16 protein-coding genes are annotated in these 16,138 nt (G+C 63.6%); 6 read left to right on the forward strand and 10 right to left on the reverse strand.

What is annotated here, in order from left to right; genetic code table 11:
* The first annotated feature begins 25 nt into the window (after positions 1–25).
* The 3 genes from RQH62_RS04470 to RQH62_RS04480 are packed head-to-tail and all read left to right on the forward strand — an operon-like array spanning position 26 to position 2,499.
* Entirely contained in the window at positions 26–1,321 is a 1,296-nt protein-coding gene (locus RQH62_RS04470) for an MFS transporter (RefSeq protein WP_311267553.1), read from the forward strand.
* 46 nt (positions 1,322–1,367) lie between these two features.
* On the forward strand, positions 1,368–2,240 hold the full coding sequence (locus tag RQH62_RS04475; protein WP_311267554.1) for a helix-turn-helix domain-containing protein: 873 nt from the start codon (positions 1,368–1,370) through the stop codon (positions 2,238–2,240).
* Between the two features lie 31 nt (positions 2,241–2,271).
* Entirely contained in the window at positions 2,272–2,499 is a 228-nt protein-coding gene (locus RQH62_RS04480; RefSeq protein ID WP_311267555.1) for a hypothetical protein, read from the forward strand.
* 66 nt (positions 2,500–2,565) lie between these two features.
* On the opposite strand, the gene RQH62_RS04485 is transcribed toward RQH62_RS04480, so the two are convergent.
* From RQH62_RS04485 to RQH62_RS04510, 6 genes are all read right to left on the reverse strand, one after another.
* Positions 2,566–3,504: a Gfo/Idh/MocA family oxidoreductase gene (locus RQH62_RS04485; protein WP_311267556.1), complete on the reverse strand. Its 939-nt coding sequence runs from the start codon at positions 3,502–3,504 to the stop codon at positions 2,566–2,568.
* A 90-nt stretch (positions 3,505–3,594) separates the two neighbouring features.
* Positions 3,595–4,488 carry a class III extradiol dioxygenase subunit beta gene (locus RQH62_RS04490; RefSeq protein WP_184274209.1) on the reverse strand — a complete coding sequence of 298 codons (894 nt, stop codon included), beginning with the start codon at positions 4,486–4,488 and terminating at the stop codon, positions 3,595–3,597.
* A gap of 1 nt (position 4,489) precedes the next feature.
* Positions 4,490–4,942, reverse strand: a complete 453-nt coding sequence (ligA, locus tag RQH62_RS04495; protein WP_093017341.1) for a protocatechuate 4,5-dioxygenase subunit alpha — start codon at positions 4,940–4,942, stop codon at positions 4,490–4,492.
* Positions 4,939–5,964 carry an amidohydrolase family protein gene (locus RQH62_RS04500; RefSeq protein ID WP_311267557.1) on the reverse strand — a complete coding sequence of 342 codons (1,026 nt, stop codon included), beginning with the start codon at positions 5,962–5,964 and terminating at the stop codon, positions 4,939–4,941. Before RQH62_RS04500 ends, ligA begins: the two co-directional genes overlap by 4 nt.
* A gap of 84 nt (positions 5,965–6,048) precedes the next feature.
* Entirely contained in the window at positions 6,049–6,912 is an 864-nt protein-coding gene (locus tag RQH62_RS04505) for a DUF1932 domain-containing protein (protein WP_311268094.1), read from the reverse strand.
* Between the two features lie 65 nt (positions 6,913–6,977).
* Entirely contained in the window at positions 6,978–8,129 is a 1,152-nt protein-coding gene (locus RQH62_RS04510) for a LysR substrate-binding domain-containing protein (RefSeq protein WP_311267558.1), read from the reverse strand.
* A gap of 103 nt (positions 8,130–8,232) precedes the next feature.
* Here RQH62_RS04510 and ligK point away from each other — a divergent pair, with 103 nt between their 5' ends.
* The 3 genes from ligK (at position 8,233) to RQH62_RS04525 (ending at position 11,038) form a co-directional block, all read left to right on the forward strand.
* On the forward strand, positions 8,233–8,907 hold the full coding sequence (ligK, locus tag RQH62_RS04515) for a 4-carboxy-4-hydroxy-2-oxoadipate aldolase/oxaloacetate decarboxylase (protein ID WP_311267559.1): 675 nt from the start codon (positions 8,233–8,235) through the stop codon (positions 8,905–8,907).
* Positions 8,908–8,999: 92 nt separating this feature from the next.
* Positions 9,000–10,061 carry a 4-oxalomesaconate tautomerase gene (locus tag RQH62_RS04520; protein ID WP_311267560.1) on the forward strand — a complete coding sequence of 354 codons (1,062 nt, stop codon included), beginning with the start codon at positions 9,000–9,002 and terminating at the stop codon, positions 10,059–10,061.
* Between the two features lie 104 nt (positions 10,062–10,165).
* Positions 10,166–11,038, forward strand: a complete 873-nt coding sequence (locus RQH62_RS04525) for an amidohydrolase family protein (protein ID WP_311267561.1) — start codon at positions 10,166–10,168, stop codon at positions 11,036–11,038.
* On the opposite strand, the gene RQH62_RS04530 is transcribed toward RQH62_RS04525, so the two are convergent.
* The 4 genes from RQH62_RS04530 to RQH62_RS04545 all read right to left on the reverse strand — a co-directional run bounded on the left by RQH62_RS04530 (position 11,035) and on the right by RQH62_RS04545 (position 16,039).
* Positions 11,035–12,585 carry a carboxylesterase/lipase family protein gene (locus tag RQH62_RS04530; protein ID WP_311267562.1) on the reverse strand — a complete coding sequence of 517 codons (1,551 nt, stop codon included), beginning with the start codon at positions 12,583–12,585 and terminating at the stop codon, positions 11,035–11,037. The two genes, RQH62_RS04525 and RQH62_RS04530, sit on opposite strands and share 4 nt — an antisense overlap.
* Positions 12,582–13,472, reverse strand: a complete 891-nt coding sequence (locus RQH62_RS04535; RefSeq protein ID WP_311267563.1) for a LysR family transcriptional regulator — start codon at positions 13,470–13,472, stop codon at positions 12,582–12,584. The genes RQH62_RS04530 and RQH62_RS04535 overlap by 4 nt, the downstream gene beginning before the upstream one ends.
* 28 nt (positions 13,473–13,500) lie before the next feature.
* The gene (gene kdgD / locus RQH62_RS04540; protein WP_311267564.1) at positions 13,501–14,418 is read right to left on the reverse strand and encodes a 5-dehydro-4-deoxyglucarate dehydratase; all 918 of its coding nucleotides are present in this window, start codon (positions 14,416–14,418) and stop codon (positions 13,501–13,503) included.
* A gap of 148 nt (positions 14,419–14,566) precedes the next feature.
* Positions 14,567–16,039, reverse strand: coding sequence for an aldehyde dehydrogenase family protein (locus RQH62_RS04545; RefSeq protein ID WP_311267565.1), 1,473 nt, complete (start codon positions 16,037–16,039; stop codon positions 14,567–14,569).
* Between the last annotated feature and the right edge of the window lie 99 nt (positions 16,040–16,138).

Consider the following 16,138-nt stretch of genomic DNA (forward strand, 5'->3'; position numbering starts at 1 on the left):
TAAGAATATGAAGACAGGAGCAGGCATGACCGACATCAGGCGACAGTTGGACGAAGCGCCCATGGGCCGGCTCCAGATCGCGGCGATCATCCTGTGCATCCTGCTGAACGCGCTAGACGGGTTCGACGTCCTGGCCATCAGCTTCGCCTCGCCCGGCATCGCGAAGGAATGGGGAATCGATCGGGCCGCCCTCGGCCTCGTCCTCTCGATGGAGTTGATCGGCATGGCGGTGGGATCGGTGCTGCTCGGCAACCTCGCCGACCGTATCGGCCGCCGCCCCACCATATTGGGCTGTCTCGTCGTCATGGCGGTCGGGATGGCCGCCGCGACGCAGGCGTGGGACGTGCTGTCGCTCTCCGCCATCCGCCTTCTCACCGGCCTTGGCATCGGCGGCATGCTCGCCTGCACCAACGCCATGGTCGCCGAACTGTCCAACGCCCGCGCCCGCAGTCTGGCCGTTGCGATCATGGCGGCGGGCTATCCAGTCGGCGCCATCCTGGGCGGATCGGTCGCCTCGCAATTGCTGGTGTCGGGCGGCTGGCGCGACATTTTCCTGTTCGGCGGCATCGTCACCGCCATCTTCCTGCCCGTGTCGCTCTGGCTTCTGCCCGAATCGATCGGCTTCCTGCTGCAAAAGCGCCCCGATGGCGCACTGGCCCGGATCAACCGCCTGCTCGCCCGCATGGGCCACGCCCCGGCCGGCGCCCTGCCCCCGGCCGACAGCGCCGCACCAAAGCCTGCTTTCGCCACCCTCTTTGCGCCCGGCCTTGGCCGCACCACCATCCTGCTGACGCTCGCCTATTTCTGCCACATCATGACCTTCTACTTCATCCTGAAATGGGTGCCGAAGATCGTGGTGGACATGGGCTTTGCGCCATCGGCGGCGGGCGGCGTGCTGGTTTGGGCCAATGTCGGTGGCCTCATCGGCTCGCTGCTGCTCGGCGCGCTCAGCTGGCGCCTGCCGGTGCGCGGCCTCGTCATGGTCGCGATGGTCGCATCGACAATCATGGTCACCGTCTTTGGTCAGGGGCAAACGACGCTGGCGGGCCTCAGCCTCGTCGCCGCCTGCGCCGGCTTCTTCACCAACGGTGCGGTGGTCGGCCTCTATGCGCTGGTCGCCCAGTCCTTCCCCACCGCCGTACGCGCCGGCGGGACCGGCATCGTTATCGGCATCGGCCGGGGCGGCGCGGCGCTCGGCCCGATCCTTGCCGGCTTCCTCTTCACCCTCGATTTCGGCCTGCCGCTGGTCGCGCTGGTGATGGCGCTGGGATCGCTGATCGGCGCGTGCCTGCTCATGGGGCTGCGCCCCCGTCCCGCCTGAGCCCTTGCCGGGGGACGGGAACAAGCGCATGGATGGATGATCCATCATGTCGACCGCGCCCGTCCCCAGCTTCTACCTCTATGGCGAACCACAGCGCAGCGTGGCGGAAGGCTTCGTCCATGTCGAAAGTCTCGACGATCGCTCTCGCCCCAGCGAATGGACGATCCGCCCGCATGTCCATCGCGATCTCAACCATATCATCCTGATCGCGCAGGGCGGAGGCGCGATGCAGGCGGAGGCGGCGCAGGTCAGCTTCAACGCCCCCTGCCTGCTCCTGATCCCGGCCGGCATCGTCCATGGCTTCAGCTGGCACAGCGAATCCAGCGGCCATGTCACCACTATCGCCGATTCCTACCTGCGCCACCTGATCGCCCGCGACACCGATCTGGCCCCGCTGTTCGCCCATCCCCAGGCGGTCCCTCTGCCACCTGCCGAGGGCGACGCTGCGCAAACCGCTATAACCCGCATGGCGCAGGAACTGGGCTGGTCTGGCCCCGGCCAGCGCGCCGCCGTCGAATCCGCACTGCTTTCACTGATGGTGCTCGCGCTGCGCCACGCCCCCCTGACGCAGGCGGCACGGTCCGGCACCGCGCGACAGGCGGCTCTTGTCGCGCGCCTGCGCGAACGGATCGAACAGCGCTTTCGCCAGCGCGAATCCGTGTCCGACCATGCCCGCGCGCTCGGCACCAGCCTCACCGCCCTACGTCAGGCCTGCGCTCATGTGGCGGGCAGTTCGCCTGCCCAGATGCTCGACGACCGCGCCTTGCTGGAGGCGCGCCGCCTGCTCCTCTATTCGCAATTGTCGGTGGCGGAGATCGCCTATGCGGTCGGCTTTGAAGACCCTGCCTATTTCTCGCGCTTCTTCACCCGCCATGTCGGCCAGCCGCCGCGAGCCTATCGGGTCGCGCGCGACGGTTGACCTCGCTGGCAACGGCCCTACATGTCCGCCCATGACGGCGGACAAGCTCATCGACCTGCTGGTGGCCCGGCTGCTGCGCGACCATGGCAAGAGCAAGCATCACTGGCGCAAGGCGATCGGCCCGCTGCGCCTCTACAGCCCCGCCACTCATCCGCATTGCAACTGGAATGCGACGCCTACCGGCAGCTTTCAGGATATCGCCTTGATCGAAACCCTGCTCGATGACCTGCGCATGGCGCATCCGCTGCTGACTGCGTAACAAAGAGAAAGGGCGCAGCGAGTATATCCGCCACGCCCTTCCTGCGACCCCGAAGGGAATACCGGCTTAACCGAGCTGCGTTTCCAGCTCACCCAGCACGCGATAGCAGTCGAACACCTTGGCGACGCTCGAATTGGGATCGCGGCCTTCGCGGATCGCGCTGATGAATTCGCGGTCCTGCAATTCGATACCGTTGTTGGACACGGCGACGCCGGCCAGATCGATCGGCTCTTCCTTGCCGTTCACCAGATCGTCGTAGCGCGCGATATAGGTGTCGGTATCGCCGATATAGCGGAAGAAGGTACCGAGCGGCCCGTCATTGTTGAACGACAGCGACAGGGTGCAGATCGCATCCGTCTCGCTCTTCAACTGGATCGACATGTCCATGGCGATCCCCAGTTCCGGATGGATCGGCCCCTGCATGGCATGCGCCGACACGATCTTGCCTGCCTGATAAGCGAACAGGTCGACCGTGTGCGCGGCATGGTGCCACAACAGATGGTCGGTCCAGGACCGCGCTTCACCCTTCGCATTGATATTCTTGCGACGGAAGAAATAGGTCTGCACATCCATCTGCTGAACGTTGAATTCGCCCGCCTTGATGCGGTTGTGGACGAACTGGTGCGACGGGTTGAAGCGGCGGGTATGGCCGACCATGCAAGTAAGGCCCGTTTCCTTCTGCTTGGCCAGCACCGCCTGCGCATCCTTCCAGCTGTCAGCCAGCGGAATCTCGACCTCGACATGCTTGCCGGCATCCATGCAGGCGATCGCCTGCGCGGCATGCATCTGGGTGGGCGTGCACAGGATCACCGCATCCACGTCATCGCGCGCCAGCGTTTCATTGAGGTCGGTGGTGACATGGCCGATGCCATATTTCTCCGCGACCTTCTTCGTCGCTTCCAGTTCGCGACCGATGATCGAGGTGACGGTCACACCGTCGATATTCTTGAGGCCATCAAGATGCTTTTCGCCAAAGGCGCCGGCACCGGCCAGGGCAATACGCATGTTGTTACTCCATACATAAAGCCCCTCCCCTTCAGGGGAGGGGTTGGGGTGGGGGAGCGCGGCGAAACACCACCTCCACTCCCCGATGAATTATTCCGCCGCGATCGCCGTCACGTCGCTGCCGGTCATGTCCAGCCCTTCGCCATTGTCGGGGCGCAGCACCATATGACCGATCGCGGTGTTGGAGCAGGGCACATGATAATGCCGATGCAGCATGCGGGTGCTCTTGCCGAGCGCGCCGCGCATCACCAGCCACATCACCATTTCTATGCCTTCGCTGCCCGTCTCGCGCAGATATTCGATATGCGGGATGCGACGCAGATGGTCGCTGTCACCGATCAGCCCGTCCAGGAACATATTGTCCCATTCCTTGTTGATCAGCCCCGCGCGCGGCCCCTGCAACTGGTGGCTCATGCCGCCCGTGCCCCAGATCTGGACGTTCAGATCCTCGGGGAAACTCTCGACCGCCTTGCGGATCGCCTCGCCCAGCGCCCAGCAGCGATTGCCCGACGGCGGCGGATAGGTGACGACATTGACCGCCAGCGGCACGACCTTGCACGGCCAGGCCTCGGGCTTGCCGAACATCATGGAGAGCGGCACGGTCAGGCCATGGTCGACATCCATCTCGTTGATGATCGTCATATCGAACTCGTCCAGGACCAGGCTCTGCGCCATGTGCCAGGCAAGGTCGGGATGCCCCTCCACGTCCGGCACCGCGCGCGGGCCCCAGCCCTCGTCGGCCGACTTGTAACGCTCGCCACAACCGATCGCGAAGGTCGGGATGATCTTCATGTCGAAGGCGGAGGCATGGTCGTTATAGACCAAGATGACGACGTCGGGCTTTTCGGCCTCTTCCCATGCGCGGGTCCAGTCGTATCCGGCAAAGATCGGGCCGAAATAATCGTCGCGATCCTTGCCGAAATCGGACGCCACACCCAGCAGCGGCACATGGCTCGACGCCACGCCAGCGGTAATACGCGCCATTTCAGCGATCCTCTTTCTTGGCGGCAGCGGCCGCTTCATTGGCCTTGATCGACCGCACGCCCTCTGGCGAACGGCCACCCTGCATCATCATCTCGCGATATTCCGGGAATTTCATGTCGGTCATGGTGCTGACCGCTTCGGCGAACGGAATGCCATCGGTCGAAAACAGCTTCGACAGGAAATAGACATTGCCGCCCAGGTCCAGGCAGCGATTATAGTCGCGGGCCAGCAGCGCCTGCTTCTGGTCCTCGGTCAGCGGCCACTCGTCCATATAGGCACGCTCGTCCGCCTTGAACTTGGCACGGTTCTCGGCGTTCATCAGGCTCATCGCGAACTGATTGATATGATAGCCTACCCGCGCCCGCGCGGCGGTGAAGACGCGCGTGCCGGGGATATCCTCCATCTCGGCTAGATATTCGTGGATGTCCTGATGCTTGGGATCTTCTGTTATCATAGTCCCCTCTCCTTCAATTTGGCGTCGAGGCGCGGGAAGACGCGACGGGCATTGCCCGCGAAGATCGCAGCGCGTTCCTCGTCGCTAATCTCCAGCGCATCGACATAGCGTTTGGTGTCGTCGAAATAGAAGCCGGTGGTCGGGTCGATGCCGCGCACAGCGCCGACCATTTCCGACCCAAACAGGATATTCTTGTTCTCGATCACATCGGCCAGCAGGTCGACGCCCGGCTGGTGATAGACGCAGGTGTCGAAGAAGATGTTGTTCATCAGATGGGTCGACAGATCCGGCTTCTTCAGCATATCCGCCAGACCGCGATAACGACCCCAATGATAGGGCACCGCGCCGCCGCCATGCGGGATGATGAAGCGCAGCGTCGGGAAATCCTTGAACAGGTCTCCTTCAAGCAACTGCATGAAGGCAATCGTGTCGGCGGCGATATAATAGCCGCCGGTCGCGTGCATCGCCGGGTTGCAGCTGCCCGACACATGGATCATCGCCGGCACATCCAGCTCGACCATCTTCTCGTAGAAGGGATACCAATATTTGTCGGTCAGCGGCGGATGGGTGAAATGGCCACCGCCCGGATCGGGATTGAGGTTACAGCCGATAAATCCGAGTTCATTGACGCAGCGTTCCAGCTCGGCGATCGAGTTGCTCATGTCGGCCTTGGGCGACTGCGGCAACATGCACACACCGACGAAAGTTTCGGGGAACATCGCCACGACCCGCGCGATCAGATCGTTACAGCGGATCGCCCATTCCTTGGCCGTCGCTTCGTCACCGACATGCGGCGCCATCGCCGACGCGCGGGGGGAGAAGATGGTGAGGTCGGCGCCGCGCTCCTTGATCAGGCGCAACTGGTTCGCCTCGATCGTCTCGCGAATTTCCGCGTCGCTGATTTCAGGGTAGGCCGGCGCAGCTACGCCAGCCTTGAACGCTGCTTTCTGCTCCTCGCGCCAGGCGTCATGCCCTTTGGGCAATACGGTATAATGACCGTGGCAATCGATAATCAGGCTCATCCGTTCTCGTCTCCAACCTTATTCCGTCGCGCCAGCAAAAGCCGGGGCCTCAAGCGGCAGCGCATGACGCCTGCCTCAAACTCATCACCGCTGCGCAATGGCGCCTATCTTCGCACCCAGTCCGTCGGGCGGCATCTTCACGCCTAGCGCACCGATCGCCCGCTGCCGCTCCACCGTGCCGCGCGTCATCGCAGCGCCAGTGCCCAGCCCTTCCAGAGTCTTGACCACTTCCTCCATCTCGGCGGCGCGGCGCAGCCCATGCACCAGCATCCGGTCGAGATTATAGTCGGCCCGCATATCCCAAGGCTTTGCCTTGTCGCTTGCATCCAACGACGCCATCACCTCGTCCAGCACATCGGCCTCGCTTGCGGCCAACACGCATTCGGCTGTCAGCGCCTCGATCCCCTTGACCATGACCGACCGGATCATCTTGATCGAAGAGGCCCGACCTACAGCGTCACCCACGACGCGGGTTTTGGCGAAACCCAATGCCTGCAATCGCGCCTCAGCATCATCCGCATGCGCACCGCTGATCAGCAGCGGCACATTGAGCCGCGCCGGATCGACCGGGGCCATCACCGCCACATCGACATAATGGCCGCCTGCCGCCTCGATCGCCTGCGCTGCCGCCTGCTTGGTCTGCGGCGCGACACTGTTGAGGTCGCAATAGAGCGTGCCGGGCGTGATCAACCCCGCGGCCGCTTGCGCCACGGCCAGGGCCTGATCCGCCGTCACCAGCGACATTATCAACGATACATCATGTAGAGCGCCTGCCAGCGTGCCTGCCACGCAGACGCCCGCATGAGCGTAGCTGGCCAGCATCGCGTCGCGGGTCGCTACATCGTTCGTCTTCGCATCGAACACATGAGCCGCTTCGGCCCAGTCCCCTGCAAGTGCCAAGGTGGACCCTGCTTCACCAAATCCGATCAGACCAATTTCCTGCTCCATGGCCCTGATGGATGACCCATCGGACCGGGCGTCGCCAATCGAATCCGACACGGCGTCATAAGAATTTACGAAGTCATCTCTCTGACAGAGGCTTCGACCGCCGCCATGAATTGCTGCTGCAAACGGGTCGGCCGCCAGTCCGCGCGCGTGGTCAGGCCAATGGTCCGGCTGATCGCGCCGGGCGCCGGGCCGATATCCGTCAATAATCCCGCCTCCAACTCTAGTGCCAGCTGATCATAGGAGAGCAGAGTCAGATAATCCCCACCGACCAGCAATTGCCGGATCGTCATCACCGATCCACATTCGATCGGAACAGCAGGCACATCGCCACCCAACTCATCGAACATGGCCTTCCACAATTGCCGCAGCGGCGTGCCTTCGGGCGGCAATATCCATGGAAAACGGCGCAACGCATCCGCGTCCCAGCCCGTTTCCAACGGATGGCCGTGCCGCGCCAATATGGTCGGCCGATCCTCGAACAGCGCGCGCTGCTCCAGGTCCAGCGCCATCGCGGGATCGCGCAGCGCGCCGATCATCATGTCAATTTCGCCGTCCCGCAGCGGCCCCACCAGTTCGGCATGTGCGCCCTCGGCAACGCTGATATCGACCAGCGGAAATTCAGCGCGAAACCGCATGATCGCGTCGGGCAACAGGCGGGCACGCGACAGCGGCATCGCCCCCACCAATATGCGGCCGCCTTCCTCCCCCTTCAGGTCGGCCAGATCCGCCAGCCCCTGCCGCAATTCCGCCAGTGCCAGCCGCAATCGCTGCGCCAGCGCCATCCCCGGCTTGGTCAGCGTCACCCCTCTGCCCCGCCGGTCGACCAGCCGACTGCCGACCGCCAGCCCCAGATCACCGACCGCCCGATGCAGCGAGGGTTCCGCCACGCCCGTCATCGCCGCTGCCGCGGCATAGCTGCCCGCCCGTGCCAGCGCCACGAACGCCCGCACCTGCGCCGCCGTCACGCGATTGCTGCCGATCAGCCGCAACGCCACGTCGATCCGGGGCTTCAGCCGCTGCGCCGCCTCCAGCGCCGCCATGCCACCGGGTTGCCGGTCGAAGAGCCGGACGCCCAGTTGTGCCTCCAGCTTGGCGATGCCCTGCGTAACGGCCGGCTGGGTCAGGTTGACCGACCGCGCCGCCAGGCTGACACTGCCCTGATCGACCACGGCGGCCATCGCGGCCAGGTGACGGATATTGAACTGATCGGGTTCCATATTTGATGATTATCAAAATTTAATGGCATTGCGCCAGTTCGGATTTGAGCATTGCGTCGCAACTGCCCATGTCGCTGTCCATCTTGGGAGAAGGAGCCGGTCCATGTCCAACGTCGTCGTCCAGAATATCCAGCGGGCGGACCTTTCCGTCATTGACGGCCTCGCCAAGGCCGGCGTCGCCACCGTGCATGAAGCGCAGGGCCGCACTGGCCTGCTCGCCCCCTATATGCGCCCCATCTACAGCGGTGCCCGCATCGCCGGCAGCGCCGTCACCATTTCGGCGGCGCCGGGCGACAACTGGATGGTCCATGTCGCGATCGAGCAGTTGAAGGAAGGCGACATCCTTCTCCTCGCCCCGACCAGTCCCTGCACGGACGGCTATTTCGGCGATCTGCTCGCCACTTCGGCGCAAGCGCGCGGCTGTCGTGGCCTCATCATCGACGCGGGCGTGCGCGACGTGCGCGACCTGACGCAGATGAACTTCCCCGTCTGGTCAAAGGCCATTCATGCGCAGGGCACGGTCAAGAATACGCTGGGCAGCGTCAACATCCCCGTCATCTGCGCCAATGCGTTGGTCAATCCGGGCGACGTCGTGATCGCCGATGACGACGGCGTATGCGTCGTTCCCCGCGCCGACGCCGCATCTGTCCTTGAAAAGGCGCAGACCCGCGAAGCCGCCGAAGAAGCCAAGCGCGTCCGCCTGGCCGCCGGCGAGCTTGGCCTCGACATATATAATATGCGTCCTCGCCTCGAGGAAATGGGTCTGAAGTACATCTAAGCCTGATGGCTGCCGTTCCCTCCGTTCGGTTCGAGCCTGTCGAGAACCATGGCGCAGGGTTCTCGACAGGCTCGAACCGAACGGAATTGTAGATGACAACACATACCCAATCCCGCGTCATGTGGATGCGCGGCGGCACGTCGAAAGGCGGCTATTTCCTGTCGGAGGATCTGCCTGCCGACAACGCTGCCCGCAACGCCTTCCTGCTGCGCAGCATGGGGTCGCCCGATCCGCGCCAGATTGATGGCATGGGCGGCGCCGACCCGCTGACGAGCAAGGTCGCCGTGGTGAAAAAGTCCGCGCGGGAGGGCGTCGATGTCGACTATCTCTTCCTTCAGGTCTTCGTGGACAAGGCGGTCGTCACCGACGCGCAGAATTGCGGCAATATCCTGGCCGGCATCGGTCCCTTCGCGATCGAACGCGGACTGGTCGCCGCGCAGGACGGCGAGACGCGCGTGGCGATCTTCATGGAAAATACCGGGCAGATCGCCATTGCCACGGTGCAAACGCCCGGCGGCATGGTCCGCTATGATGGCGACGCGAAAATCGACGGCGTGCCCGGCAGCGCCGCGCCCATCCCGCTGGAATTCCGCGACACCGCCGGCTCTTCCTGCGGCGCGCTGCTTCCAACCGGCAACGCCTTTGACGAGGTCGAGGGTGTACGCGTCACCTTGATCGACAATGGCATGCCCTGCGTCGTGATGAAGGCACAGGATGTCGGCGTCACCGGCTATGAAGATCGTGATACGCTCGACAATGACACGGCATTGAAAGCCCGGATCGAAAAGATTCGCCTCGCCGTGGGGGAACGCATGAACCTGGGCGACGTCACGGACAAGTCCGTGCCCAAGATGATGCTGGTCGCCCCACCCCGCGATGGTGGCGCAGTGACGGTACGCAGTTTCATCCCGCATCGTGCCCATGCCTCGATCGGCGTGCTGGGCGCGGTCAGCGTCGCCACCGCCTGCCTGATCGAAGGATCGCCAGCGGCAGAGGTGGCCTCGATCCCGGATGGCAGCCGCAAGACGTTGTCAGTCGAACATCCGACCGGCGAGACGACATGCGTGATGGAACTGGATGATAATGGTGCGGTCATCAGCGCGGCAATGCTGCGCACCGCCCGCAAATTGATGGATGGCGTGGTCTTTTCCTGACCCATTCATTGAGAACCGTTCGCCCTGCGCTTGTCGAAGGGCCGTTCTTCTCCTCAAAAAAGGGCTAGGCTTCGACAGGCTCAGCCCGAACGGAGTTTTGGGATATGACTCGAATTACCTCTTGGCACGGCAATCCGTCAAAGCCGCTCTACACCCCGCCGGCCGGCGCGATCGACGCCCATTGCCATGTGTTCGGCCCAATGGCAGATTTTCCCTTCAGCGCGAAGGCGAAATATCTGCCCGAAGACGCCGGCCCGGACATGCTGTTCGCGCTACGCGATCACCTGGGCTTTGCCCGCAACGTCATCGTCCAGGCCAGCTGCCACGGCACGGACAATGCCGCCACGTTGAACGCGATCGCCAAATCGAACGGAAAGGCACGCGGCGTCGCCGTGGTAGATCCGGCGATTTCGGACGCCGATCTTGCCGCCCTGCATGATGGCGGTATCCGCGGCATTCGCTTCAATTTTCTGAAACGCCTGGTCGATGACGCGCCCAAAGATAAGTTTCTGGATGTCGCGAAGCGCTTGCCCGCCGGCTGGCATGTCGTCATCTATTTCGAGGCCGACATATTGGAAGAATTGCGCCCCTTCATGGATGCGATCCCCGTCCCTCTGGTGATCGACCATATGGGCCGCCCCGATGTGACCCAAGGGCCGGACGGCGCCGACATGAAGGCCTTCCGCGCCTTCCTGGAAAGCCGCGACGACATCTGGTTCAAGGCGACCTGCCCCGACCGCCTCGACCCGACAGGTGATCCCTGGAACGCCTTTGCCGATGCGGTCGCGCCGCTGGTGGCGGACTATCAGGACCGCGTCCTGTGGGGCACCGACTGGCCGCACCCGAACATGCAGGACAATATTCCGGACGACGGTCATCTGGTCGACATGATCCCGCGCATCGCCCCTACCGCCGAATTGCAACGCAAGCTGCTGATCGACAATCCGATGCGCCTCTACTGGCCGGAAGAACTCTAACCGCCCGGCTTGATATAGGGCACCGCCGCGAAGAGCAGCCGTTCTTCGCGGCGCGGGTCGTTTTCGATTCCGACCCGACGGTCGAAAATCATTGTCGGGCGCTGATCGATATCGAAACGCGGCCAGTCAGGAAGAGTCCGATGGTTCGGATCGCCAGTGCGCGCCAGCGCGATGAAACTGTCCGCCATCTGACCCGCCAGTCGTCGCGCATCGGGGCTGTCGCCGGTCCGCGATCCAGCCGCATCGACATTGTCGAACACCAGCGGAATATCCAGCGTGTGGAAAGCGCCCAATATCCCGCCTGCTTCCGGGCAGGGAAAGTCGAGCTGGTACATCCAGGTCGGCGCGCCGATGCGCGCGCGTTCTTCCGCCTGAATGAGATGGCCCGGCCAGGATCGTCCCGCCGTCGTCGCCGCCAGCAATATCTGGCCGGGGCTGCGATCGGGATAAAGTTCGCGATAGCGGCGGATGACATGGTCCGGGGCGAGATCCTTCACCGTCTCGCGCGCCAGCCGATCGGGCAGATTGTCCCATGTCGTGTCGCCCGCGCGCAGCATCTTTTCGATCCAAAGCGCCGTTTCGTCATGGGTATTGCCGACGATCAACGGAATATGCGCCGCTTCGCGCGGAGCATCCGGGAAGAAGGGGTGACGCGCCAGCACACCATGGTCGAGCGTGGAGGTGAAGCTAATTTCCCCCTTGCCCTCCAGCGGGTCGATCATCCCCATAGCCTCAACCAGCCGGTCAATCGGAAGCCGCATCAGCGTCGAAATATCAGGCGCTCCAGCCTTTTCCATCCACGCCCTTGCCCGGCGGGTAGCGTGCATCGGCCCGGCCGCGGTGACATGCTGGCCACTCATCGTAGCGGCCGCATGGAAGAGCGGACGCGCTTCCGGCATTGCCATCAACGTCACCACCTTAGCGCCGCCGCCCGACTGGCCGAAGATCATCACCCGATCGGGATTGCCGCCGAACCGGGCAATATTGTCGCGGACCCATTGCAAGGCCAATATGATGTCAAGATTGCCGACATTGCCCGATTCCGCCGGTCCGCCGAGCCCCGCAAGATAGGCATAGCCCATGGCCGCCAGCCGATGGTTGAGCGTCACCACCACCACATCACCGCGCCGGACGAGATTGCCTCCGTCATAGAGCGGATCGCTGCCCGATCCGTGGGCATGGGCGCCGCCGTGAAGATAGACCATCACCGGCCGCCGCCCTGCATCTAGCGCTGGCGTCCAGACGTTGAGGAACAGGCAGTCTTCGGACGTCGGCTCGGTCGCTCTGGTCTGTGACGCGGCGGGGCCGTAGGCTGTCGCGTCGGCTATCCCGGTCCAGGGCCGGGGCGGATCGGCACGACGGAAACGGGTCGTGGCCGTATCCGCGCCATAGCGGATGCTGCGAAAGACGAGCACGTCCCGTTCGATCGTGCCGCGGACCTTGCCATGGCGCGTCTCGGCAATCGGGCTGGATCGCGTTCGGGCAGATGACGCGATCGGGGTCGCCGCCATGCCGGCCAGCAAGGTGCGGCGACCGATATTGATCATGCCGTCATTTCCGTACAGAGTTGCCGCATGGCCGGCAGCGCCGGATTCGCATTGTCGCGGCGCCAGGCCATATGCAGTTCCACCGGCTTTTCCTGCGGCGTCATCAGTCGGCGGAAATGCACGTCGCTCATATGCAGGCCGGTCGCGCTTTCAGGTACGATGGCGGGTGCGACCCCGGCATGGACAAGGCCCAGCATCGAATGGATCTGGGTCACATGCTGGACGTAGAGTGGCGCAGCAGCGACTTCGTTGAACAGATGCTCCAGCATATTGTAGAAATAGGCTGCCCCCTGCCGCGAATACATGATGAGCGGCTGGCCGTCGAAATCGGCCGGCGTCAGCGCCGCCATCGCCTTGCGCGGATCGCCCGGCGGCAGAGCTACGAACAAGGGTTCGTGCAAAACGCAGGCGCTGTCAAATTCATGGCGGTTCACCGGCGGCCGGACGAAGCCGATATCGACCAGGCCGGTGAGCAGGGCGTCGACCTGATCGCCCGACACCATTTCCCGCAATTCCAGTTCGATATTGGGCAGCGCCGCGCGTGCCTGTGCGACAATGCGCGGCACGATATTATAGCCGGACACCGCCGTGAAGCCGATTGCCACCCGTCCGGCATCGCCCTTGGCCACGCGGCGAGCGGACAGGGCGGCGCTGTCGGCCAGACGGACGATCCGACGCGCCTCGATCAGAAAGACGCTGCCAGCCGGGGTCAGGCTAACCTGACGGCTGGTACGTTCCAGCAACTGCACGTCCAATATCCGTTCCAGCAACTGGATTTGCCGGCTGAGCGGCGACTGGGTCATGTTGAGCCGCTGGGCCGCCCGGCCGAAATGCAGTTCCTCGGCGGCGGCGACGAAGCAACGGAGCTGGCTGAGTTCGAACATCATGCCAGACTATCCGCGCTTGCCGCCTTAGTCACGCCGCAGCGCGTTCGATCAGAATACGCAGTTGCGCTTCCTCTTCGGCCGACAGATCCGTGAGCGGCGAACGCACCGGACCGGCATCGCGACCGATAATGCGCATGCCGGCCTTGACGATCGACACGGCATAACCGCGACCCTGATCGCGTAGAGCGATATAGGGCAGCACGAAATTACGCAGCTGATCCATCACAAAAGCCTGATCGCCCGCCCGGACGGCCGCATAGAAGCGCAGCGCCCAGTCCGGCATGAAGTTGAAGATGGCCGAGCTGTAGGTCGTCACACCCATTGTGAGATAGGGCGTGGCAAAGGTTTCGGCCGTGGGCAGGCCACCGATATAGGTCAGCCGATCGCCCATTCGCGCATAGATGCGGGTCATCAACTCGATATCACCAACGCCGTCCTTGAAGCCGATCAGATTGGGATTGCGGTCGCACAGGCGGGCCAGCGTCTCGTCATTCACAATCGCATTGTCGCGATTATAGACGATGACGCCAAGACCCGTAGCACGGCATACCGCCTCGATATGGGCGGCCAGCCCCTCCTGCTTGGCATGCATCAGATAAGGGGGCAGCAGCAGCAGACCATCGGCGCCTGCCTTTTCCGCGTCGCGGGCGATGCCGGTGGCAATCGTAGTTCCATAGCCACAGCCCGAAATCACCGGGATGCGGCCATTGGTTTCCTTGACCGCCGCGCCGACCACCTGCGCCACTTCGTCGGGCGACAGGGAGAAGAACTCCCCCGTACCGCCCGCCGCGAACAGGCCGGTCAGCGCATGGTCCAGCATCCATCCGCAATGATCGCGATAGGGGCCTTCCAGAAATGCGCCCTCTGCATCGAAATGCGTCACCGGAAAGGACAACAGCCCCTGGCCCAGCTGGCGCGCCATGTCTTCGGGGCTAAAATGGCTCATATCCCTGCATCTCCTCTCGTCGGCGGTGTCTGTCCCTGCCGGTGTTCGAGAGGATGAATAGGAAGGAGCCGGCTATCGGGTCCAACTCAAAGATGCGCATGATTGATGCACGGCTTGGCATGATCGCCTGTGCCGTGCATCGTGCAGATCAAAATTCGATCAGCGCTACCTTGGTCTTGAGGTTGGCCATGTAGGCTTCGCGCCCCAGATCCTTGCCGATGCCTGATTGCTTATAGCCGCCGGTCGGCAAGATGAAGTCGTTGCTGCGGCCATAGCGATTGACCCAGACGGTACCGGCCTCCAGCGCACGGGTAGCGCGCAGGGCGAGCCCGACGTCCCCGGTGTGGACGCCGGCGGCTAGGCCATAGTCGCTGTCATTGGCGAGGGCATAGGCCTCTTCCTCATCGGCGAAGGTCTGGACGGTCAGGACCGGGCCGAAGATTTCACCCTGCACGACCTCGCTCCTCTGGTCGACATTGGCGAGCAGGGTGGGCGCGAAATAGCTGCCCTCCTGCGGCGCGGTAGCACGGCCGCCGCCAGCCAGCACTTCCGCGCCATCGGCGATGGCTCGGCCGACGATGCCATCCATCCGGTCGAGTTGGCCGTTCGAGATGATCGGCCCCAGCGTCGTGTCATCCGACCAAGTCGGGCCGGCCTTATGCGCGGCGAAGGCGGCGGTGATACGATCGATCACCTGATCCGCCACCTTGTCCTGCACAAGTAGCCGCGATCCGGCGACGCAGACCTGTCCCGCGTTAAGCGTGATGGCCCTTGCGACGATGGCCGATGCCTTGTCGAGCTTGGCGTCGGCGAAGATGATCTGCGGGCTTTTCCCGCCCAGTTCCAGCGTGACCGGCTTCGGCCCGGTTTCAGCACAGGCCGCCATGATCGCGGCGCCGGTGCGGGTCGATCCTGTAAACGTCACCTTGGCCACTTCGGGACGGCGGACGAGCGGATCGCCGACGCTGCGCCCGTCGCCCTGCACGATGTTGAAGATGCCTGCCGGCAGGCCCGCCTCGATCGCCAGCTCGGCCAGGCGCACGATGCTGAACGGCGTCATTTCGGAAGGCTTGAGGACGATGCTGTTGCCCGCCGCGATTGCCGGCGCAATCTTCCATCCGGCCATCACCAGCGGCAGGTTCCACGGCGCGATCGCCGCGACCACACCATAGGGTTCGGTGATGGTGAGGCCCAGCTTATCCGGCGTGGTAGCGGCCACTTCGCCGCCGACCTTGTCTGCCCATTCGGCAAAGAAGCGGATCGTCTCGGCAGTGTAGCTCAAGTCCCAGGCGTTGATTTCCTTGAGCATGCGGGTCGAGCCCAGCGCTTCCAGCGGAGCGAGGGTCGCCGCGTCGGCCTCGATCAGGTCGGCCCAGCGGCGCATCACCTTCATCCGGGCGCGCGGGTCGCTCTGTGCCCAGCCGCTGGTCTTGTACGCGCGCTGCGCGCTTTCGACCGCTTCTGCCAGCTGCGTCGCGTCAACGCTGTCCAGTTCTGCCTGCACCCGACCATCGGACGGCCGCCGCACGGTGATCGCCGGCCCGCGACCCGCGACCCGGCGCCCACCGATGAAATTATTGGCATGGGGCAGGCTGATCTGATCGGGGTTGAAACCGGTCACGGCATAATCTCCTTCATACGGACATTCCGATAAAATAGGCGTGCACAGCGGCATTTGTTGCAATTGCACGCGAAAATGTGCGCGATAATCTTCCAAAAT

The sequence above is a fragment of the Sphingobium sp. WCS2017Hpa-17 genome, from assembly GCF_031843765.1.
Lineage (GTDB): Bacteria > Pseudomonadota > Alphaproteobacteria > Sphingomonadales > Sphingomonadaceae > Sphingobium.